Raw genomic sequence first — 22323 nt, 5'->3', positions numbered from 1 at the left:
AAGGGGCTTGAGACTGATTATCAGGCGGCGGGTGCAATCACCCGCTGGTCGATCAGGAGAACGGTGCCGAAGCGCACGGCCAGCAGCACCACGGCCGGGCGGTCAAGCATGCCGGAAAGCTCTTCAAGGGTTTCCGCATCGCGAATGTCGACGCTTTCCACCTTTCCCGAGGGCGCTTCCCCAAGGCTTTTTCGGACAGCAGCTTCCAGCACCGAAACTGCCGGGGCCGATTTCGCGAGTTCCTCCGCAGCGCTGAGCGACCGGCTGAGCTGGACAGCGTCGACCCGGTGCTCCGCAGTCAGGCGAACGTTGCGCGACGACATCGCGAGCCCGTCTTCCTCACGCACCGTCTTGTGCGGCACGATTTCCAGCGGCATGTCGAGATCGCGAACCATCTGCCGGATCAAGGTGAGCTGCTGATAGTCCTTCTCGCCAAACACAGCGAAATCCGGCGTGACAATGTTGAAGAGCTTGGTGACGACCGTAGAGACACCCCGGAAATGACCGGGCCTGAGAGCGCCCTGCAAAATGGCGGAGAGGCCCGGAACCTCAACGAAGGCATCTCCGCCGGCGCCGTACATTTCCTCAACGCTCGGCAGAAACACTGCGTCGGTGCCTTCCGCCTCCAGAAGCGCCAGATCACGCGCTTCATCACGCGGATAGGTCGACAGATCCTCATTGGCGCCAAACTGGGTGGGGTTGACGAAAATGGTGGCAACCACGCGGTCTGCCTTTTGCCGCGCCATGCGCACGAGGCCGAGATGGCCCTCATGCAGATAGCCCATTGTCGGCACCACCCCGACGGTTTCACCCGCGCGTTTCCAGCCTCGCACGGCTTCGCGCATCTCCGCCTTCGTCCGGCAGATGATCATCTGTTTCATCCTCCCGCGACCCCGTTTCCCGCCCGGGGTTTCTTTTCGCAGGTGCAGCATAATGACGGCGAAACGAAAGTCCAGTGGGCAAAGAGGGGAACAGACCTTGCCAGGTGCCGCCTCCATGTCGTTTGGTGCATGCTGGATCCGCAGGCTGGGGAAGTCGATGGAGCCTGTCCGAACAAGAATAATAGCCGGCTCGCAAAGACCGGCTAAACGAGCAGTATTGTCAGGAGAGAAAAATAAAGAACCGCCTGAACCGACTGGTGATCTATTTTCCTGGCTATGATTTGCGTCCGGCCCGTTACTGCTTCCCGTTGCTCCGCAAGGAGTTCGACACCTTCCTGAAGATCCGGAAGGTGAACGGTGCCCTTTCCCAGCTCAGCGAAGGTCTTGATCCCGGCGGCACCACGGCCAGTTGGAGCGGGCATGTCGACTGGCCGGACAGCCGTGTCGAGACAACGTTTGTGCAGCTTGGCTGGCGGGACGTCATCAAGGCCGATTTTCGGCGCTCCTGGCCACGCACGATTGCAGATGCCATCCGGTCCTTCATGATGATCGCCCAGGCGGGTGGATATCGGGCTGCATTGAAAAGCAACTGGGCGCATGGGGTCTTCTGTCTTTATCCCCCCGTTGGACTGCTCCTCTATTTCCTGGCCAGCCTGCTGCCACCCATTCTTCTGGCACCGGTCATTCTGCGCGATGTGGGCGCGGCGGTTCGGCAAGGCCATGCCGAAGAAATCGCCTGGTCCGTGTTGCTGGGAGGCAGCGCGGCGTGGATGCTCGCGGTTTACCTGCTCATGACCTGGCTGGAACCCAAGTCCTACTTCCGGTACCTGGTCAACAGCTGGCACTTCATGGCCCGGCTTGCCCGGAACAACCACCCCGAAATGGTCGCCCGTATTGAAGAAAGCGCCGACCTCATCGTTGCCGCAGCCGCAGAAGCGGACGAAGATACCGACCTGGTGTTCGTGTCGCACAGCTGCGGGACGTTCGTGGCGATCTACATTCTTGCAGCTGTCCTGCGCCGGCAGCCGGACATCGTTCGGCGCCCAGGCGGCTTCTCTTTTGTCACAATGGGACCGGCGTTCGATTGCCTCGGCGGGTTCGGGGCGCAAGACGGCTTTGGCGATGCCATGACGGCGGTGGCACGGTCCGGTGTCGACTGGACGGATCTTTACGGTCCGCATGACCCGCTCTGCGGTGGCCGCACCACGCCCGTGGCGCGGTATGCGCAGCAGAACACATCGGGCGAGACGTTGCCGGAACCCAGACGGTACAGCGTGTGCATTCCGGACCGAATGACCGCAAAGAGGTTCCGTTACCTGCGCTTTCGCTTCTTTGCGCTTCACTTCAATTACTTTTTCGCCTCGGTGCGTCCGGGTCTCTTCGACTTCTACCGCCTGACCCTTGGCCCCAAACGGGCCGTAGACCAGCTCAAGGCCTGGGACAAGGGGCGGGATTAACGGGCCTCGACGCGCGCGCCTAGCCCGGGACCCAGGTTCCGTGCAGGCCCTGCGGCACCCGTTGCGGCAGACGCAGTCGGACGATCGGTTCGTCGCCGACCCCTTCAGCGTCCAGGAGCACGAATTCACTCGTCTGCGTTTCGGGATCATAGAGATAGGTTGCCAGCCAGCCGGCGGTTTCGGCCTCACCACGCGGAATGAACACAGCTTCACCGGCGATGCGGTTGCCGAAGTCATGAGCGCTGACGTCCCCGGTTTCCGTATCGATCCGCAACAGGCAGTTGAATGTCGCCGATGCGCCGTTTCCACCGGTCAACGTGTCGGTCAGGGTCGGGGAATAGACATAGCGTGCTGCAAGCGCATTCCTGCGGTCATCGATCCTCGGGAACTCCGCCACCTTGTCGAACCAGGCCTGCTCACGCACTCGGCCCGTTCCCGTGTCCAGCACCAGGCGCTGAAGTGTCGGCGGCTGGGTGTTGGGTTCGCCATACCCAAGATAGAGTTTCTGGTGACGCACATAGTCGATGACGATGTCGCTGCCGCGCTCGAAACCGTTGGCAAAGTGGAAGACGAAAAACGGCTCGGCCTCGTACCAGGTCACAGCACCGCCATCCAGCGGCTGCACGGCAATGCGCGTTCCCATCTCCGGCTTCCATTGCAGCATGGATCCGCCGGACATCATCGCTTCCATGTCGAAAACCAGCGGGCCGATCAGCAGCACCAGATGGCGCTCGGTCAGCACGAAGTCGTGGATCATGCTCGGTGCTGCCAGGGTGATGTCGAAGCTTCGGCGCAGCTTGCCGTCGCGGCCAACGTGATGAAGCGTGACCGTGGGCGAGGCGAAGTCGTAACTGAGGGCATAGAGATCGCCGGTAACCGGATGAACCCTGTTGTGTGCCCCCATCAGGATCGGCGCATCGGTGCCTGCCGTCCAAGGGCCGCGCGTTTCCAGATCCGGGCCGATCTCCCAGGCCGGTTCGCACTCGCCAAGGGCGAGCAACTGGCCGCCGTGCTGCATCACGCCAATGAAGGCGGACGCCTTGAAAGGATTGTCCGGATCGTCCTCCGGCCCCAGCAAGGCAGGATCAACAGGGCGCGGCGTCATCACGCCGCCGAAGACCGCGTGACCTGCCTGATGCTCGATCTCGAAACCGCGGGTGCGCACATAGCGATTGCGGTAGCTCGCCTTTCCGCCTTCAAAGCGGATCGCATGCAACATGCCGTCGCCTTCCAGCGGATAATTGTAGGAGACGGGCTCATAGCGAGGGTTGGGGCCGTTGCGGATATATGTTCCCAGCAGATCTTCCGGAATGCGCCCGGAGATCACTTCCAGCCCCTCCGCATCGATCTCGCTGCCGATTGGCGCAAAATTGCCGGTCAGATGCGGATCGGCCGACTGCCAGGCGATTGTTTCCGTGATGCGTTCCCGGCTCATGCACATCTCCCCCTCACCGCAGCGAAAATCCCCGCGTCAGGATGAAGGATTGCCGGAACCATCATGGGGGTCAACTGCGGCGGACCCGCTGTCCACCGCGTGGGGTAAAATGCTGTCGTGGAAGTTTCTGATTTTCCCTAGGCCGGCTGGTCGCCAGGGAAGCGGACCGGCTGCAAGAGTTCGATGATCTCGCCGGCCGGCCCTTCAAAGATTGCGTTGCGGACCCGCACTTCGGGTTGGCCAAGTGTCAGTGCTTCCGGGCCGTGCAGATGCCTCGCACCGGCTTCGACAATCCGCACGCAAGCCTGATCAAGATCCGTCACGCTCAAGCAGAGATGTGCGAGCGCACCTGTCGAAACCTTTTGCCCTTGCTGCGCACCAACACCTTGCATCGGGATCTCGGCCCTCAGGTCGAACAATTCGATCCAGCTTTTCCTGTCGGGTGCCTGCATCATTATCGCGCGATCGATGCCATAGCTCGGCAGTCTCCAGTCGTGCACCTGGTGGAAACCGATTTCCTCATAAAAGGAAACGGAGCGCTGAAGGTCCGGGGAGCGGATCGCAGAGTGATGAAATCCGGTGAAAACTTGTACTGACATCGCGTGGTCTCCATGTTTCGGGAGACACCTATCGGAGTTTCCCGCGCATGGACCAGTCTGACAATTTTGACACAGCCCGCCGGACCTGGTCGACGATCCAGGAGCGAAACCGAGGGAACCTCCACGGATGGTGTGATCTTGCAGCCGGCCTCCAGACCGTGAGCGGACAGTGGAAAGCGTCGATCCTGATTGTACTGTCCGAGAAGGATAGCGGCCTACCGGACATTCAGCGCCGCCTAGAATTTGCAAGCCGTCGAGTGCTCGTTCGAGCAATGCGCGAACTTGAAAAAGATGGGTTGGTGTCCCGATCGGCACAGGTTGCAACCGGCTATTCATTGACACGCGATGGCCTCGCCCTGGTGCCAATCCTGCGGCACCTTGCGGATTGGAACGCCGCACGGGTGGGCTGATTACAAGAAGTCGATACTCAATGAATTGACGCTTGAATTGCCTTGCGTCTTAAACCGCTGCAATTGCCAGAAAACCTGTGAAGTCAGGTCGGTTGGAAGGGTCTGCAAAACTGTCCTTCGGGATCAGGACGTGCCTCGCTCCTGCGCCACGGGATGCAGGAATGCTTCGATTTCCCTCCCTCCACAACCTTTGATCGAATTCACCTAAGTCTCCTTGTCGATTGAATAGATTGGCATTCTTTCCACAGGCCCGGGATATTAACTAATGCAAAGAAGCTCCCTTTACACGCTTCACGCGATACGGGAGTTTGCGCTGGGGGCATTCATTCTCGACAGACTCATTTGAGAGGTCAGATGCGGATTCTGAGATTGTTGCTTGCAGGCCTGGTCATCGTCGCCGCCGGGTTTGTGATTGCAGGGGAGCAGTTGTCAGGCACCAGCGCAGATGCGGTTATCAATGCAAGGCTCACAACGGTACGGGCGCCGACAGCCGGACAACTGACGCTGGAGCACCGGCTGCTCGGATCGTCTGTTGCAGAGGGCGAACAACTGGGGTCGATCGATGATCCCCTTGTCGACAACATCTACCTCAACGACATGATCCGCGAAAAGGCGTTTGCGACAGCCGAGGTTGACCGGCTGTCGACCGTGATAGCCGCGATCGAACAGTCCGTCAGTGATTTGCAGGCGAGATCGGAGCGCTATCAGCAGCAGCGGATCCTGCAGCTTCAAGCGGAGCTGCGTGCCTTGACCTTCGAAATCGGTGCCGCCGAAGCCAGGGGGGATGAGGCGGAGGCGGCTTTCCAGCGCTCCAAACAGCTGACAGATCGCGGCCTGGAGGCTTCAGCCTCCTTCGAGCGGATCAGAGCGACGCAAAGGGTTGCAGCGCAGGATCTGGAAAGTGCACGCCAGCGGGCGGCCGTTGTCGAGATCGAACTGCAGGCGGCTCAAGACGGAACGTTTCTGGGCGATGGTTACAATGATGCTCCTTACTCCGAACAACGCATTTCGGAACTGACACTGGAACAATCCGAAAACCAGGCCTTGCTCAATGCGGAAAAGGAAAAGGCAAAGGCCTTGGACAATCGCATCAATGTCGAGCGGCTGAGAGTGAACCGGCTGGCCTCCTCGAAACTCATTTCGAACGTCGACGGAACCGTTTGGGAAGTGCTGACGGCAAACGGCGAGACGGTTGAACGAGGCGAGCCATTGATGCGCCTTGTGAATTGCACCTCCACGATCATCACCTTGAGTGTTGCTGAATCCGTCTATAACCGCCTCAAGATCGGAGACCTTGCCAAGTTTCGCGTGAGCAACGACCAGAAGGTTCTGGAGGGTACGATCACGCGTCTGGCCGGTTCCGGGGCAGAGACGATTTACCGAAACCTTGCCGTTGCGCCCAGCGAAAGACACCTGCAACGCTTCGACGTGACGCTTGTCGTGCCCGCAATCCGCGAAGATCCGGCACTCGCCTGTGCGATCGGGAGAACGGGCCGGGTTTTCTTCGAAGCAAGACCTCTCGATTTCCTGCGCACCCTCTGGCTCTGAGATGTTCCCGGTCCTTTACCTAAGCGACACCGTTTCCAGCATCGTGCAGCTCAACCTTGTGCTGGCGCTTGGAATGCTTGTTCCTTTGCTTCTGTCCCGGGAAAAAACCTGGCACAGGGCTCTGCTCTTTGCAGTCTGCGCCGTGCTGACAGCGCGGTATCTGTATTGGCGCGCCGCCTACACGCTCGCACCGCTGGATCTGACCTTCGACTGCCTCGCAAGCTGGTCCTTCTTCGCGATCGAATGCGCAGCGTGCCTGTCCTCGCTCAGTGCGTTTCTTATCCTGTCGAGGCACCGCGACCGCAAACAGGAGGCGGACCAGCAGCAAGACTGGTGGGAACCGGAGCCCGCTCCAAAGGTGGCCGTTCTCATTCCCACCTACAACGAAGAGCGGGACGTTCTGGAACGGACGATCGTTGGAGCACTTGCCCTCGATTATCCGGATTTCAGCGTCCATGTGCTTGATGACAGCAGGCGCGACTGGCTGAAGGACTACTGTGTCGCGCAAGGGGTTACGTATGTCAGCCGGCCCGAAAACACGGGGGCCAAGGCAGGCAACATGAACCATGCGCTTCGCCAAATGGCCGAAGAAGATACAGCGCCCAGTTTCATTGCCGTCCTTGATGCAGACTTCGTTCCACACAGCAATTTTCTGAAAAGAACGGTCGCTCTTCTCAAGGATGAAAAGGTTGGACTGGTTCAAACGCCGCAACATTTCTTCAACTCGGATCCGATCCAGCACAATCTCGGCCTCAGCCGGTCCTATCCGGACGAACAACGCTTTTTCTTCGACTACCTGCAGCCGTCGCGTGATGCCTGGGGCATTGCCTTTTGTTGCGGAACTTCTTCCGTCATCCGCTGGAACGCGCTGCAGAAGATCGGATGGTTTTCGACGGAAAGCATTACAGAGGATTTCCTTCTGACGCTTTGCCTGAAGGATGCCGGTTACAACACGGTCTACCTGAATGAAGCCCTTTCCGAGGGCCTCGCACCGGAAGGTCTCAAGGAATACATCAGCCAGCGCGCCAGATGGTGTCTCGGCATGATGCAGATCGCCCGCAGCCGGTTCGGCCCCTTTTCCGACAATCGCTTGGGGCTTGCCGACCGATGGAGCGTGATCGACAGCGTGCTTTACTGGACGACGAACTTTCCGTTCCGGATCGCAATCCTCGTCTACCCGCTGCTCTACTGGTACTTCAACATCATGGTCGTCGATGCGACCTTGCAGGAAGTGCTGCGCTATTTCGGCACCTATTACCTCTGGATCCTGATCACCTTGAACTTTGTGTCCGGAGGCCTGGTCGTTCCGATCGTCAACGACATCAGCCAGCTGCTCGGCGCAGTGCCGATTACCAGGGCCGCCTTCACGGGACTGTTCTTTCCGAAGGGACATCCCTTCTCGGTGACCGCAAAAGGCGGCGACAGAAGCCGGGTGGTCGTTCAGTGGCGCTTGATTGGCCTCTTCGGTACATTCTTCCTGCTGACCATTATCGGCTTGCTGCTCGGCATCATCTCCGACCACTTTGCGTATAATGACGCGGGCGATGGCAAGCTCGTGATCATGTTCTGGACGTTCTACAACCTGATTGTCCTTGGCGTGACGATGATTGTCTGCGTGGAACTTCCCAGGCGCGAGATCCATTTCCAGGACAAACCCGAACGGGCCATTCTTCATTCAGACACTGGCAGAACCCGGGTCTGGATCGTGGGATTGACGCAGAACTCCGTCAGGATCCGTGGTGCGTCGATACCCGACGATACCCCGGTCCGGATCGAAATCGACGGTGTTGGCATCGTCAATGCCATCGTGACGATGCCGGACGACGACGGCGCCCGCCTCCTGCTGGAGCCGCAACCGGAACAGCATGAAGCCCTGCTACGCCGCTTCTACACAACGGGAGAAGCCCCGGGCGTAACCAAAACGCGTTACCGCGCGTTGCTTGGTGACCTTGCACAAAGACTGTCAGCTCCACAACGCTGACAGCACAAGATCTTACGGCTGCATCTTGTTTTGTAACCGCGCGACAGCAGCGCTCAGCACGCTCGCTTCCGCCGTGGTCCTTGCTTCATAGGGGTAGATGTCCTCACCGCGCATGACAGCCCTGGCGGTTTTTGCCAGTTTGCGAAAAGGCCGAACGAAAATCAGGATGAACAAGGCCGTAAGAGCGGCAAGGACGATGCCGAGGGTCACGAAGTAGACGATGAAAAGGCTCGTGAATTCGCCGATGGGGTGCGCAGTGTTGTTGATGCGCGCAATCATGCTCCAGCCGAATGCGGGCAGGTCCGCATAGCCGAGCACCGGGATCACTGTCGTGAAGTAAGTTGCACCATCCGGCCATTTCTCCACCCCGGTTTGCCGGGCACCGGTCATTGCGGACCGAAAACTCTGCAGCTTGTCGATCGGCTCGGAAAGGCCATCTGTTCGTGCAACAATGTTCCCTGTCCGGTCGATCACATAGACATCCAGCCCCATGGAATGGGCGGTTTCAGTCAGATACTGCTCGACCCAGTGGTGATTGATATGGAAGGCCAACACCCCTTCGACCGACCCGAATTCATCCGTTACAGGCGTTGCCATATCGAGAAAGCGGCGAGGCTCGTTTCCAATGGGTGGCAGCAGCTCCGCCAGAAGAACGGCCGGATGAACATCCCCGGCGAAATCTCCGCCAAGGCCGTTCGTGAACCACGGACGAGAAGAAACATCGGCGCCTTCCAGCATGCCGGACGAGGCCGTCAGGACCTTTCCATCGACCGACGCAAGACCGGCCCAGGAGATACGCTCCTTTTCGGCGACGATCAGATCCAATGCTGTTCTGACGGCAGGCTCGCCGCGCCCTGTCATCTCAACCGCAACAAGCCGAAGATTGCGCCAATCCTGGTGAAGTTCCCGGGCAAAATCCAGCCCAACACCCCTGGCCCTGACCGAGACGGCTTCCGCAAGTGCAGCGTCGCGGCTTTCCTTCAGCCGCTGGCCGACGAACGACCAGGCACTGAGGACCGCGATCACACCTCCAAGTGCAACAAAACCACATATGGCCACCACCAAAGAGGGGTAGCCAGTTCTGGCACGCTTCTCCGTCATCAATCACTCCTCATCCCACGGAAAGTGAATCAGACACAGCGAATAGGGGAAATTGTGTGACACCCACGACCACCGATAGTGGGTAACAATGCTTGGCAGGCGGTTTCAGGCTCGATGGTTAAGGGGTTCTTGCCAGACTGATTAAAATTCGCCCTGTCGTGGAGGCTGGCGAACTAGGTAATAATGGCAACGTCGCTACACATGGATGCATCAGGCAGTCACTCCGCCAATGCCCTCCACCACAAGACGCACAATCTTGCGAATGTCTGCCTCTGGAACCACGCCAGCCTGCAAACCGTTCAGCATGGCTTGTCCATAGACACCCAGCACGATCAGGGCCATGAATTCCGGTCCTTCATCCTTGCGTATCAGCCCCTGGGCCTGGCCGAGAGCCAGGATGTCCCGCACGAGCCCCTGAAACGAGGGGCGGTCTGACGGTGGCTCGAGGGAAGGTCTTTGAACCGGCACCAGTGCAAGCCGCGCCACTGCGGGGTTGGCCATGCACCAATGGGCACTGTCTATCAGCACCGCTTCGAGCAACGTTACCGCGTGCTGTCCCTCGGCCATGCGGTCACGATAGTCTGTGTCCCGGGCTTCCACCCGCGCTATGAGGCTGAGAGCAATGTCTTCCTTCGACCCGAAGAGATTATAGACGGTCTTGCGCGTCAGCCCTGCGCGCTCGGCAATCACATGAACCGTAGCCCCTTCGAACCCAAGTTCGCGAAACGCGATTTCCGCAGCATCGAGGATGAGTACGCGCGAGCGCTCGGTGCGTTTCAGACTTGTCATTTTTATACTCTAGTGTAATTTTATACTCGTGTAAATAATGGAGCCAGGCGATGCTCGAGGAATTCGGACCGGAAATCTGGATTGCGAAAGGCCCGACGGTGAGAGCCGCTGCCGGATTTCACTATCCCACGCGCATGGCGATCATCCGCCTTTCCAGCGAAGGGTTAGTCGTCTGGTCGCCCGTTGCCTTTTCTCCGGAGCTCGGTTCTGCCGTCGATGCGCTCGGCACGGTCCGCTACATCGTTCCGCCGAACAGTCTGCATGACACCTTCCTTGCCGAATGGCAGCAGGCCTATCCCGACGCCGAAATTCTCGCACCACCGGGTCTGCGAAAAAAGCGACCTGATCTTGTCTTCGCTGGCGAGCTCGCCGGCATCACGGTGCCCGGCTGGCAGACGGAGATTGATGTCGTGGTGGTTCCAGGAAACCGGATTACCAGCGAAGCCGTATTGTTCCACCGGGCCAGTGGCACGGCTATCTTCGCGGATCTGCTGCAGCAGTTTTCACCCGGCTGGTTCAAGGGATGGCGTGCCCTGGTTGCTCGCCTCGACCTGATGACAAGGCAAACGCCTTCCGTTCCACGGAAATTCCGGCTCGCTTTCACGAACCGGGATGCCGCCCGGTTTGCCGTGCGGCAAATCTTGGACTGGCCCAGCAAGAGGGTTCTGATCGCGCACGGCACCCCGGTGTCCGAAAACGGCCAGGCCTTTCTCCGGGATGCTTTCCGCTGGCTGATCAAATCGTGACGTCCAGAGACATTGCGCAAAACTCAGCTGGGTCTAGCCCTCTCTAAAACGTCCCATCATATGCCCGCCGCTCAATCCGGCAGGCCAGCAGGGTGAAACCTTCGCGGGTGAGCGCGTCCTCGGCCTCACGGTGCAAAGTTTCTGCATCCTCCACCCACACCCCGTGGCCGCCATAGGCCCTGGCGACGGCCGGGAAATCCGTTTCGCCGAAATCGACCCCCACATTCGGGCGTTGGCTGGAGCGCTGCTTGAGTTCGATCAGCGACAGGCTTGTGTCGACCAGCACACAGATGATGACGGGGATCTTGAGGTCACGCAGGGTGGAAAGTTCACCCAGGCACATTTCCAGACCTGCGTCGCCAACAAAGGCAATTACCGGGGATGCCCCTTCAACCACGCGGTGGCCCATGGCCAGCGGCACGGCGCAGCCCATGGTGCAGAGCGCGGAAGACTGCAGCATCTGGCGAGGCATCGGACAGCGCCAGATCTGGCTGACAAGAATGCGGTGAGCACCGCTGTCGGCAGTTGCCACCGTGTCGGCCGGCAAGGCCGCGCGCAGCGTGTGGAAGACCGTGCCCGGGCCCCAGCCGGACGCTTCCGGTGCGAAGGCCTTGTCCAGCTCGGCCCGGACGGCGGCGGGCTCTCCTTCCGGCCAGGAGGGCTTTGCCGGCTGGCGCGCGGCGCCCAATAGATCAAGCGCCGGCTGCACTGCGCTGCGCAGCGTTGACCGTACACTGTGCATGCCATGGGTGCGCAGCACCGGGGTGATGTCGACCACAGGCGCGTCGGCATCCCACGGATTGCGCCAGTTGATGCGCATCTCGATGGGGTCGTAGCCGAGCAGCAAAATGCAGTCGCTCTTGTTGATGAGCGGCAGCAGCAGGCCATCGGCCTTGGGTGAGAGGCCGGCTCCGCCAAGGGCAAGCGGATTGTTTTCGTCAAGCAGGCCCTTGCCCTTGTAGCTGGTGACAAGGGGGATTTGAAACGCTTCGCAGAATTCGGAAATTGCAGCCGAAGCTGCCTCGTTGACGGCATCGACACCGGCGATCGCAATCGGCCGTTCGGCCTTTCTGAAAAGGTCCAGCGCAGTGTCGAGATCCGGGCCGGGCACCGGTGCGGTTGCGACCGGTGAAGACTGGAACACACGGCTCCAGGCTTCCTGTGTGTGCCCCTCGGCAACACGGATCGGTACGTCGATGTGCACCGGGCCAGGCTGGCCGTCGAGCGCAATGGCCAGTGCCTTTTCCATCATCACGTCCAGCGCCCCCAGGCGAGCAGAGAAGCTGGCCTTGACGATGGGGCGCAGCAACTGTTGATGATCGAACACCTGGTGGGTGTAGCTTTCCGCCTCTCCGTGGTCGACACACCCGGTGAGGAAGATCAGCGGCACCCGGTCCTGCCAGGCATTGGCAACGACGTTGACCGCATTGGCCGCTCCCGGCCCGAGCGTTGCCAGAAGCACGCCTGGCGCGCCGTCGGCATGCCAGCCGCCTTCGGCCATGAAGCCACCCGCGTTCTCGTGCTTCACCAGCACGAAGTTGAGGCCTGCCTCGTCCAGCGCCTGCATGAGGGCAAGCACCTCGCCGCCCGGAATGCCGAAGGCGTGACGGCAGCCTGCCGCGTGAAGTTTGCCTGCAATGATATCCGCACCGGTGGTCATTTGCTGCTGTGTCCTTCAGTCGCCGTGTCTGGCGGGGTTGGGCCGAGGTCGAGAATGCCTCTGCCGGCAAGATCGGAAAGGGTGTCTGCACTAAGTCCGAGCAGCCGGGTCAGAACATCCGCAGTATCCGCTCCCACAAGCGGCGGCGCGCTGCGGTAGGCAACCGGCGTCTTTTCCAGGTTGATGGGCGAGCCGATCAGGTCGACGTCGCCGCCAAGCGGATGCGGCAGGGTGATCCGCATCTGGCGTTCCAGCACCTGCGGGTCGGCAAAAACCTGTTCCAGATCGTTCACCGGGCCGCAGGGAACGCCTTCAGCTTCAAGCTCGGCAATCCACTCTGCCGCGGCCTTCTCGATTGTCAGACGGCGGATCTTCGGGACCAGCTCCGCACGGTTGCGCACCCGGTCGGCATTTCTGGCATAACGCGGATCTGCGGCCAGTTCCGGCGCACCGGCAACCTTGCAGAACTTGCAGAACTGGCTGTCATTGCCAACCGCCAGAATGAAGGACTGGTCGCTTGCCGGGAAAGTCTCGTAGGGAACGATGGTGGGATGGCCGTTGCCGAGGCGGCCCGGCACCTTGCCGGAGGTAAGATAGGCCACACCCTGGTTGATCAGCCAGGAGACCTGAGCATCCAGCAGCGAGATATCGATGGACTGACCTTCTCCGGTGCTGTTGCGGTGGTTGAGTGCAGCGAGGATGGAGACGGTCGCATACATCCCGCACATGACGTCGGCGATGCCGACGCCGCATTTGGTTTCCGTGCCGCCGTCCTCATCCGCAAAGCCCGTCAGCGACATGATCCCGCCCATGCCCTGGATCAGGAAATCATATCCTGCCCGCTGTGCGTAAGGGCCGGTCTGTCCGAAGCCGGTTATGGAACAGTATATCAGGCGCGGGTTGCGAACCTTCAGCGTGTCATAGTCAAGTCCGCGCCGCTTCAGGTCACCGACCTTGAAGTTCTCCACCAGAATGTCGGCCTTTGCCGCCAGATCGGCAATCAGCTGCTGCCCTTCGGGGCTGGCGAGATCAATGGCGACGGACGCCTTGTTGCGATTGGAGGAAAGGTAGTAGGCGCTTTCGCCGGTCTCCCTGCCCTCACCATCTTTCAGGAAGGGCGGTCCCCAACCGCGCGTGTCGTCCCCCCGGACCGGCCGTTCGATCTTGATCACCTCCGCACCGAGATCGCCCAGGATCTGGGTGCAGGTCGGTCCGGCGAGAATGCGGGAAAGGTCGAGGACAACAAGGCCGGACAAGGCGCCGGATGCGGCAGGAGACGGCTGGGACAAGGCTCACCTTCAAAATGACGTTTCCCGGTAAAGGCCACAGGCTGATGGGCGCCGTCAACAAGCCAGCATCAGCCCCCCCAGACAAGCCGCCTCACTTTCTCGTTAGAAAACGGAAAGGAGGGGCTTTCGGAAAAGAACGTCTGGCAGGCAGAGGAATGGCCCAGACCGGGCAAAGGGAGTGTCGGGATCAACGCACCTAAGTGCCAGGAGAAGCGGTTGCGAGACAATTGATGCCCTGGAAACGAGTAGGCCCCGGGTCTCGTGGTGCTCGCCTAGGAGGACGATGGAGAGGGTTTTCTTGCGGCAGGTCAGTTTCCAACCCTATGAATATCCAACCATCTTTGGTGCCCCCCATCCAGTTCGTCATGCCTTGAAATCCAACTTGGCTCAGCGCACGCCTCGTTCTTGCCTAGGTCGTCCAGCCCTTCATCTCGGCAAGCTCGTTCCAGGCGCGTTTGATCCAGCTGGCGCTCACGCTGTGGCCACCGTCGTGGAGGCAGAGCTCCAGGAAGCCGTGTTTCGGCTGCCAGGTTTCACAGGTGAGGTTGCCTTCGGTATGGGTCTTCGGCGCGGTTTCAGAGAGACCGTCCTTGCGGCGCCAGACGTCGAAACTCTTGAATACGTCCCCCTGTTTCCACTTGCCCCCGCCAAGCCAGCGTCCCTCGAGCGGCACAACCGTGTCCGACGTGCCATGCACGTGGAAGAGATAGGGGGTCTCCGTCACGCAGGACTGCGGCAAAGGTTCCCAGAAGGCGCCCGCGATCGGTGCATATCCTGCAAACATGCCGGAATCCTCGCAGGCCATGTACCAGGTCATGAAACCGCCGGAGGAAAAGCCGGACAGCATGGTGCGGCTTCGGTCGATGCCGAAGCGGTCGGACAGATCCTGAAGGACGCTGTCGAAGAACGCCGGTTCGTTCCGCAGGTTGCGCGGCGCTGTCGGGAAAGACCAGGTGCCGTTCATGCCCTGAACCGCAACGAAGGCAACACCCAGATCGTCCGCCATCTTGCGGAAGCTCTGGTTGCGGATTTCGTTGATCGCCTTGCCGCGATGGCCATGCAGGAAGAAGATTGCACCCAGAGGCTTGTCGGCTGGCTGGTTCTCCGGCAGGTGGATGAAATATTCGCCGTTCGTGACGTTGCAGGGTTTTTCCTCGCCGCAAGCCGCGGTGCCTGCCGCCTGCGATGGTGCGCCGAATGCGCCCAGAGCCAGAACCACGGCGCCCGCCAGCAGGCCGAGGCGTCTGGAAAAACCGGTAACTGTCGCCAATGACATGAAGTGCTCCTTGCACGGTAAAAACCATTGCCCCGCTCCGCCGGTAAGGATGGCTCCCGGACGGCGTTTGTCCAGCGGTTCGTCTTCACAAATCGGCGAGAGGGCTTCAGGCCTGCAAGGTGGCTAGTCCCACGTGCCTTCAGTTGGAATATTGAGAACCCGGCCACAATGCTTGCAGTGCACCGCATCCGGATCGTGCCTGTTGAGACCGCAATCGGGGCACGACAGATTGACCTTTGCCGGGCGGAAGATCGTCTGCACCAGTCGCAGGAACAGGGCGACGCCGAAGATCATGATCACCACCGTCATCAGCCGGCCGACGCTGTCGGTCATGGTGATGTCGCCGAAGCCGGTTGTCGTCAGCGTGGTTACGGTGAAATAGAGCGCGTCGAGATAGTTGTTGATGTTGGCGTTGCGGTCGTTCTCGACTACGAAGACCAGGGCCGTCACGACAAAAATGAAGACGATCAGGTTGATGCCCGACTGAAAAATCTCCTCGTTGCGGCGGAACCACTTCGACGCCTGGCGCAGCTCCTTCAGCAGGTGATAGGAGCGCATCAGCCGCAACATGCGCACAACGCGCAGGAAGGCGAAATTCTCGAAGAAGGCCGGAGCGACCAGAGAGACGATCACCACAAGGTCAGCAAGCGATGTGAAGCTGAAGACGTATTTGGTCCGCCGTCTTTCGGCGATCAGACGCGCAACATAGTCGAGTGCAAGAACCGCGGCGATCGCATAATCCAGCTCATGATGGATGCGGTCCTTGTCGATCATCGACGAGACGATGAAATAACCGATGGTGACCAGATCGAACAGCAAAAGCGCATACCGGAACGCCCGCGACCCGACCGTGTCGCCAAAATAGAGCTGGCGCAGGATCGTCTGCAAACTCCGCTTCGTGTCCGCCATCGGCTTCCCCTGTTTCCTTGCGAACTGACCGGCATACGCTGTGCGCGCTGGCTGGATCATTCGTGCAGATGCCGCACGATGCTGTTGCAAACAAGCTGTTTATTCTCACGGCCGACCGCACTAATGTCCGCTGTCGATCAACCAGAGCCTCCTGAATTCCGCTGAATGCAGGACGCTCGAACCTTTGTCAGAACCCGCCCGCATTCCGACGTTTGTGCAAACGTCCGCGAATACCGGCAGGTCCAGAGGCCGTAAAGGCCCATCCAGAACGGGAACGTTACATGTTTGATTTGTCGGGACAAGTTGCCCTGGTGACGGGCGCGAGCCGAGGCATTGGAGAAGCTGCCGCCCGCAGCCTGGCGAAATATGGTGCCAAGGTCCTTCTGGCGGCACGCTCGGGCACAGATATCGAACGCATCGCCGGCGAAATCCGCGCGGAAGGCCGCGATGCAACGGCAGTCGTTTGCGACGTCGCGGATTATGACGAGGTGGTCAAGGCAGTACAGACGGCCATCGACACCTATGGTGGCCTCGACATCCTGGTGAACAATGCCGGCGTGATCGAACCGATCTCCCGGATCGAGGACAGTGATCCGGCGGAGTGGGGCAAGGTCATCGATATCAATGTGAAGGGCGTCTACTACGGCCTGCGTGCCGTGGCGCCGCATATGCTGGCCAAGGGCGCCGGTACCGTTGTCAACATCAGCTCGGGAGCTGCGGTCAGTGCGCTGGAAGGCTGGAGCCATTACTGTGCTTCCAAGGCGGCTGCACTTTCCCTCACCCGCTGTGCGGACAAGGAATTCGGTGACAAGGGCCTGCGTATCGTCGGCCTCAGCCCGGGCACGGTCGCAACGCAGATGCAGGTCGATATCAAGGCCTCCGGACTGAACCCGGTCAGCCAGCTGGATCCGTCGGTGCATATTCCGGCCAGTTGGGTCGGTGAAGCCATCTGCTGGCTATGCACGCCCGCGGGCGATGCCTATCGTGGTGTGGATTGCTCGCTGCGCGACGAGGATGTACGCAAGTCTGTCGGCCTGATCTGAGTTCCGTCAGCACGCCGGTCGGCTGTCCAGCCCCCAAGATCCCGGATCTCCGCTGCGCTGCGTCCGGGATGACCCTCTGAAATATGGAACGAGGTAGGCCCTCAACAGGCCAACGAGGCTTCAAAAACAAAAGAGGGCCGCGCTAGCGGCCCTCCCATGAGATCGACGTGACACAAGTCCCGGATCAGATCCCAGCGAAATCTCTCACTACCAGAGGCTGCTCCAGCACCGTTCGATTCCGCCCAGACACTTGGGCCACGCACCGATACTCATTAGACATGGGCACACCTCCTTTCAGTTGTTGAACACACTATGAGTGTGGGGTCGCCCAGACAGTTTCACAAGCCCAAAAACAAGGCGTGGTTGCCAATCGATTACGCAATTCACAGGACTGTCACTGTGCGGCAACAGCCTTGTCGGCGATAGAGGTGAAGACCTGATCGAGTTCCCTTGCAAGTTCTTGCAAGGCCGAGCCGCCCTCGTCCATGTAGGGTGCGAAGACAAAACCGGGCGTTTTCCAGGAAAGCGTTGCGGTGCCGTCGGTGTTTTCGGTGACATAGAACCGGATTGGTGCTTCGATACCCGCGGCAACGGAGGCTTCCAGCATCCGGACGGCATAATCATTGCGATAGACGCCAATGATGCGGTTGCCGGGAATGGTAATTCCCCTGCCCTTCGCACCGTCCGAGGCACTGGCCTGGGTTACCAGCAACATGCCTTCTTCCTCGATCGCACTTTTGAGATCATCAACCAGCGCAGGGTAACTTTTGGTCGTGGGCAGGACCTGCCAGCCTTCGCGATCGGTCAGGCTGTCCGCTCTGGCCAATCCGACGGCAAACAGGCTTGTGACGACAACCAGGGCAAACAGACGCATCTTCTTTCTCCCGCAGGCGATGTTGCAATGCCGCGCACTCTAGCGGGGCCTGCCTCACGAACGCGTCACAATGCGGTGTGCTTCAGGACGTCTTCAGTCCATGCCAAGCCGCAAGCGCACGCGGGTTCCGGCAAGACTGCCAAGGAAGCCAAAGACCAGCCACAGCCAGCCGTGCAGCGAGCCCGACGCCAGACCGCCCAGGTAAGCACCGATATTGCAGCCATACGCCAGGCGGGCGCCGTAGCCCATCATCAACCCGCCCGCGATCGCCGTCAGCACGTCGCGGCGGTTCAGACGCCAGACCGGAGCAAAACGTCCGGCGAGGCCCGCTGCCGCCATTGCACCCAGAATGATGCCGAAGTCCATGACGGACGTCGTGTCGCGCAGCACGGGGTTTTCCAAAGCTCCGCGCTGCCAGGTCCAGTAGGGCCAGCTGTCCACCGGCACGCCTGCCGCGTGAAAAAGCTTGCCGCCCCAAAGCGCAAAGGCAGAGGTGATGCCCCAGGGACGTCCAATCACCACGAATGTGGCAATGCCGACGATCGCCAGCATCACCGCACCCATCATGGGGGACCACGGGCCGCTGAGAAACGAAACTGTCGGCTTCGGTTGGGCAATCGAACCGTGAGCGCGCCGCTCTATGATGATGGTTGCAATTGCCAACAGGCCGAGGATGAGCGCGGTCAGAAGAAAAGCGCCATGCGGGCCGAATTCCCGGATGAGGGACATCGGCGGCAATTTGGGCAAGCGGCCCCAGAGATGCAGATGCGCCGTGGCAGCCACTGACCCGAGGACAAAGCACGCCAGGGTAATCATCATGCGGGTGGAACCGCCACCGGCGGTAAACAGCGTGCCGGATCCGCAGCCGCCGCCCAGTTGCATGCCGAGACCGAACAGGAAGGCACCGAAGGCAGCTGCCACCCCGAAGGGAAAGACGAAGCCGCCCGTGGGCCAGCCAAGCGCATGCCCCCAGGCAATCAGGGGAAAGGAAACCGCACTGGTCAGAAGAATGAGAACGAATTGCGCCCTGAGCCCACCGCCGCGTTTTTCGGTCACGATCCGTCGCCATGCGGCCGTGAAGCCAAAGCTTGCATGATAGAGCGACAGGCCTGCGAGACCGCCGATCAGGACCGCCACGGCCTGGCGCGGTCCGGCTTCGCCATAGGCACCCAGTGCGACCATGGCCAGAAGGCCGCCCGCAATGGCGACGACGGCTGCTTGAGTTTTCCCGACGGCCAAGGCCATGTGTTCCTGCTCCCGCGCAGATCCGACTTTAAAACCCCGATACGAAGACTTGCACTTCCCGCCTTAATTTCGCAACGAAGGTGTCTTTTCTTCACCTACACATTGCCAACACCTTTTTGTGTTTTGCAGTTCAAGTGCCGCCTGCGGATTTTGGATAGGAATATTCAGCCATCCGGCCATTTACAGCCGCAGTTGGCGGGACCCGGTTTCAGAGGACCGGAATGAGAAACAAAAAGGCCTGTTATGCGTCTAACTGATCAATTCGGATATGAGCTTACCCTGTCGGACAAGGAAGCCTTGGCCGCCTGGAACGAGACCGTGAAAGCCTTTCTGGCGCATGGCAGGACTACTCCCCAACATCTCGAGACATGCCTCGCCCTGGCGCCGGACTTTGCGCTTGGTCATGCAGCACGCGGGATTTTCTGCCTGCTGCTCGGCCGAAAGGAACTGACCGCGACGGCACAGGAATGCCTGGCGATTGCCAGAACCTCGGTCCAGCATACGCCGGTCACGGCACGCGAACTTGCCGTGGTCGACGCCCTCGGATCGTGGTTGCAGGGATATCCCACAAGATCTGCCGACCTTCTAGATACCGTGCTGGTAACGGTTCCCGAAGATGCCCTGATCATGAAACTGGTTCACGCGATCCGCTTCGTGCTGGGCGATGCCACGGGCATGCGCCAGTCGATCGAGCGGGTGCATGCGGCCTATGGCGAAACCCACCCGGCCTATGGCTACATGCTTGGCTGCCGGGCGTTTTCTCTGGAAGAAACCGGCGACTACCGCCTGGCAGAAGCTGCCGGCCGCAAGGGACTGGAATTTGCCCGCGATGATGCCTGGGGCCTTCACGCCGTCGCCCATGTGCACGACATGACCGGCCGCTCCGAAGAAGGGGCTGGCTGGCTGGAAACACAGCCGGAAGGCTGGGCCCACTGCAACAACTTCGGCTATCACGTTTGGTGGCACCTGGCGTTGATGTATCTGGACCAGGGCCAGGCCGACAAGGCACTTGCGCTCTATGACACCGACATCCGCAAGGACAAGACCGACGACTACCGGGACATTTCCAATGCGGCCTCGCTGCTTGTTCGCCTGGAGCTTGAAGGGGTCGATACTGGCCCCCGCTGGGACGAGCTGGCGCTTTTGTCCGACAAGCGCGCCGAAGACGGCTGCAATGTCTTCGCCGACCTGCATTACCTGCTGGCCCTATTGAACGGTGGCCGCCGCATGGGTGCCGAGCGGTTGCTGACCGGACTGAAGGAACGGGCGCAAACCGAAACGGATCTTGGCCGGATCACCGCGGAAACCGGACTGCCGACCGGCCTCGGCCTGGAACAGTACCGGAAAGGCAATTATGCCTCCGCCTTTGCCCTGCTGGACTCGGCGAGAGACAATCTATACATGGTCGGCGGCTCGCACGCTCAGCGCGATGTCTTCGAGCGAATCACAATCGATGCAGCCCTGCGGGCAGGCATGCCGGAAGATGCGGAACGGCTGCTCAACAGCCGGACGCACAAACGCGGTGCACTGGACAGATTCGCCGAACAACGTCTTGAAATATGCGACAAAATGCACCGCGCCCACCGAGTGATGGAAGACCAAAAACTCAGGGCTACCGGCTCGGTCTGACCCACTGCCGGCACTCGACTGACCAATTATCTCTGGACCCAACGTGAACGCTCACACACAAACGAAACGCCCACGCGATCCGCGGCTAGATTTCTTCCGCGGCCTTGGAATGTTCATTATCTACGTTGCCCACCTGCCCTGGAACTGGTGGACGCTCTGGATTCCCGCCCGGTTCGGGTTTTCCGATGCCACCGAAATCTTCGTCTTCTGTTCGGGCATGGCCTCCGCGCTTGCCTTCGGCAAGATCTTCGACGTTCATGGCTGGGGCATGGGGGCAGCACGCATCCTGCACCGCATGTGGCAGGTGTACTGGGCGCATATCGGCCAGTTCCTGGTCCTCGCCGTCGGCCTTGTCATGCTTCAGAACAGCGGTTACCTGGCTGAGTGCTGCGGCCTGGAAGAAAATTATGTCGCCTCGCTCAACCTCCTGCATCTCTATGACAACGCCGAAATGGCCCTGCCCGGCTTGCTGACGATGACCTGGGTGCCCAACTACTTCGACATTCTGCCGATGTATGTGGTGATCCTGTCGCTGATCCCGGCGATCATGCTTGTCGCCCGATATTCCGTGCCGGGCGCTTTCGCATTGTCGATCGGCCTGTGGCTGGCTGCCCAGTTCGACCTTCTGAGCCTGCCGGCCGAGCCCTGGTCGGACCGGGAATGGTTCTTCAATCCCTTCGCCTGGCAAATGCTGTTCTTCACCGGCTTTGCGTTCATGCGCGGTTGGATACCGGCACCTCCCGTCAGCAAGACGTTGATCGTGCTTTGCGCGGTGGTGCTTGTCGCCACGGTTCCCTTCGCCTACTTCCGCGCCTATCAGGAAAATCACCTGAACCTGGTCTGGGCCCGCGAAATCCGCGAGATCATCAAGCCGCTCTGGATCAAGACGGAATTCGGCCTGTTCCGCTACCTGCACTTCCTTGCCCTTGCCTATCTGGCCTGGGTTGCCGCAGGTGAGCACGGCAGACGCCTGCTCGGCCATGGCGAGATCTGGGGCCGCTTCGTGCGTGTTGTCCAGAAGGTCGGACAGCAGTCACTGCCCGTGTTCATGGCAAGCCTGGTCATTGCCCAGGCTGCGGGCATCCTGCGCGACATGGTCTGGGGCCGCGGCGAATGGCTTCCGCAGATCCTGTCGAACCTGCTCGGTTTCGTGGCGCTGATTGCCGTTGCCTATGTGGCTGGCTGGTACAAGAGCCAACCCTGGCGCAAACCGCCTGCGACCTCCTCCACCGGACCGTCCGAACGACCGAAGACGCCTCCCGCAGATGGCGGTGAACCTGCAGCCAAGGCAAAGGCCGAAACCCGGGAACCGGCCCTCACCTGATCAGGCGCCCGCCTCCTGCCCGACACAAGAACGCCCGCAGAAGTCCTGCTTCTGCGGGCGTTTCGTTTGTGGGGAATACCTTCATTCGATAACCAAAGGCCCCGGGCTTCACCATTTGGAAGCGCTC

19 protein-coding genes are annotated in these 22323 nt (G+C 60.2%); 8 read left to right on the top strand and 11 right to left on the bottom strand.

The window, feature by feature from the left end:
• Positions 1 to 20: 20 nt before the first annotated feature.
• Positions 21 to 872, bottom strand: coding sequence for a pantoate--beta-alanine ligase (gene panC, locus Q666_RS45310; RefSeq protein WP_031268873.1), 852 nt, complete (start codon positions 870 to 872; stop codon positions 21 to 23).
• Positions 873 to 1138: 266 nt separating this feature from the next.
• Between panC and Q666_RS45305 the strand changes: the two genes are divergently transcribed.
• Positions 1139 to 2338 (top strand): hypothetical protein, encoded by a 1200-nt coding sequence (locus Q666_RS45305; protein WP_152533324.1) that lies wholly within the window; start codon positions 1139 to 1141, stop codon positions 2336 to 2338.
• A gap of 19 nt (positions 2339 to 2357) precedes the next feature.
• Here the strand turns inward: Q666_RS45305 and Q666_RS45300 are convergent, their stop codons facing one another.
• A complete protein-coding gene (locus Q666_RS45300; protein ID WP_022999658.1) occupies positions 2358 to 3773 on the bottom strand; it encodes a carotenoid oxygenase family protein in 1416 nt (471 codons plus the stop codon).
• Between the two features lie 137 nt (positions 3774 to 3910).
• Positions 3911 to 4372: a VOC family protein gene (locus tag Q666_RS45295; RefSeq protein WP_022999657.1), complete on the bottom strand. Its 462-nt coding sequence runs from the start codon at positions 4370 to 4372 to the stop codon at positions 3911 to 3913.
• A gap of 47 nt (positions 4373 to 4419) precedes the next feature.
• On the opposite strand from Q666_RS45295, the gene Q666_RS66930 reads away from it, so the two are divergent.
• The 3 genes from Q666_RS66930 to Q666_RS45285 all read left to right on the top strand — a co-directional run bounded on the left by Q666_RS66930 (position 4420) and on the right by Q666_RS45285 (position 8311).
• Positions 4420 to 4782, top strand: a complete 363-nt coding sequence (locus Q666_RS66930; protein ID WP_022999656.1) for a helix-turn-helix domain-containing protein — start codon at positions 4420 to 4422, stop codon at positions 4780 to 4782.
• A 354-nt stretch (positions 4783 to 5136) separates the two neighbouring features.
• A complete protein-coding gene (locus Q666_RS45290; protein ID WP_022999655.1) occupies positions 5137 to 6330 on the top strand; it encodes an HlyD family efflux transporter periplasmic adaptor subunit in 1194 nt (397 codons plus the stop codon).
• 1 nt (position 6331) lies between these two features.
• Positions 6332 to 8311 carry a cellulose synthase catalytic subunit gene (locus Q666_RS45285; RefSeq protein WP_022999654.1) on the top strand — a complete coding sequence of 660 codons (1980 nt, stop codon included), beginning with the start codon at positions 6332 to 6334 and terminating at the stop codon, positions 8309 to 8311.
• Positions 8312 to 8323: 12 nt separating this feature from the next.
• Here Q666_RS45285 and Q666_RS45280 read toward each other — a convergent pair whose 3' ends face one another.
• A complete protein-coding gene (locus Q666_RS45280; protein ID WP_022999653.1) occupies positions 8324 to 9412 on the bottom strand; it encodes a cache domain-containing protein in 1089 nt (362 codons plus the stop codon).
• A 210-nt stretch (positions 9413 to 9622) separates the two neighbouring features.
• Positions 9623 to 10201, bottom strand: coding sequence for a TetR/AcrR family transcriptional regulator (locus tag Q666_RS45275; protein WP_022999652.1), 579 nt, complete (start codon positions 10199 to 10201; stop codon positions 9623 to 9625).
• Between the two features lie 50 nt (positions 10202 to 10251).
• Between Q666_RS45275 and Q666_RS45270 the strand changes: the two genes are divergently transcribed.
• Entirely contained in the window at positions 10252 to 10947 is a 696-nt protein-coding gene (locus tag Q666_RS45270) for a DUF4336 domain-containing protein (protein WP_022999651.1), read from the top strand.
• 43 nt (positions 10948 to 10990) lie between these two features.
• Here Q666_RS45270 and Q666_RS45265 read toward each other — a convergent pair whose 3' ends face one another.
• From Q666_RS45265 to Q666_RS45250, 4 genes are all read right to left on the bottom strand, one after another.
• Positions 10991 to 12607, bottom strand: a complete 1617-nt coding sequence (locus Q666_RS45265; RefSeq protein WP_022999650.1) for a thiamine pyrophosphate-binding protein — start codon at positions 12605 to 12607, stop codon at positions 10991 to 10993.
• Positions 12604 to 13896, bottom strand: a complete 1293-nt coding sequence (locus tag Q666_RS45260) for a CoA transferase (protein WP_022999649.1) — start codon at positions 13894 to 13896, stop codon at positions 12604 to 12606. The genes Q666_RS45265 and Q666_RS45260 overlap by 4 nt, the downstream gene beginning before the upstream one ends.
• A 409-nt stretch (positions 13897 to 14305) precedes the next feature.
• Positions 14306 to 15172: a polyhydroxybutyrate depolymerase gene (locus Q666_RS45255; RefSeq protein WP_022999648.1), complete on the bottom strand. Its 867-nt coding sequence runs from the start codon at positions 15170 to 15172 to the stop codon at positions 14306 to 14308.
• Between the two features lie 123 nt (positions 15173 to 15295).
• Positions 15296 to 16081 (bottom strand): ion channel, encoded by a 786-nt coding sequence (locus Q666_RS45250; protein WP_031268870.1) that lies wholly within the window; start codon positions 16079 to 16081, stop codon positions 15296 to 15298.
• A gap of 281 nt (positions 16082 to 16362) precedes the next feature.
• Between Q666_RS45250 and Q666_RS45245 the strand changes: the two genes are divergently transcribed.
• Positions 16363 to 17124, top strand: a complete 762-nt coding sequence (locus tag Q666_RS45245; protein WP_022999646.1) for an SDR family oxidoreductase — start codon at positions 16363 to 16365, stop codon at positions 17122 to 17124.
• Between the two features lie 394 nt (positions 17125 to 17518).
• Here the strand turns inward: Q666_RS45245 and Q666_RS45240 are convergent, their stop codons facing one another.
• Positions 17519 to 17998 carry a DUF302 domain-containing protein gene (locus Q666_RS45240; RefSeq protein ID WP_022999645.1) on the bottom strand — a complete coding sequence of 160 codons (480 nt, stop codon included), beginning with the start codon at positions 17996 to 17998 and terminating at the stop codon, positions 17519 to 17521.
• Positions 17999 to 18091: 93 nt separating this feature from the next.
• A complete protein-coding gene (locus Q666_RS45235; protein ID WP_022999644.1) occupies positions 18092 to 19243 on the bottom strand; it encodes a YeeE/YedE family protein in 1152 nt (383 codons plus the stop codon).
• Between the two features lie 243 nt (positions 19244 to 19486).
• Between Q666_RS45235 and Q666_RS45230 the strand changes: the two genes are divergently transcribed.
• Entirely contained in the window at positions 19487 to 20872 is a 1386-nt protein-coding gene (locus Q666_RS45230) for a tetratricopeptide repeat protein (RefSeq protein WP_022999643.1), read from the top strand.
• A 43-nt stretch (positions 20873 to 20915) separates the two neighbouring features.
• Positions 20916 to 22196 (top strand): OpgC domain-containing protein, encoded by a 1281-nt coding sequence (locus Q666_RS45225; protein WP_208993848.1) that lies wholly within the window; start codon positions 20916 to 20918, stop codon positions 22194 to 22196.
• The last annotated feature ends 127 nt before the right edge of the window (positions 22197 to 22323 follow it).

Origin of the sequence: Labrenzia sp. C1B70 (assembly GCF_000475395.1) — a bacterium.
In the GTDB taxonomy this organism is placed as follows: domain Bacteria; phylum Pseudomonadota; class Alphaproteobacteria; order Rhizobiales; family Stappiaceae; genus Roseibium; species Roseibium algicola.
This window is presented reverse-complemented; position numbering and strand designations above follow the sequence as displayed.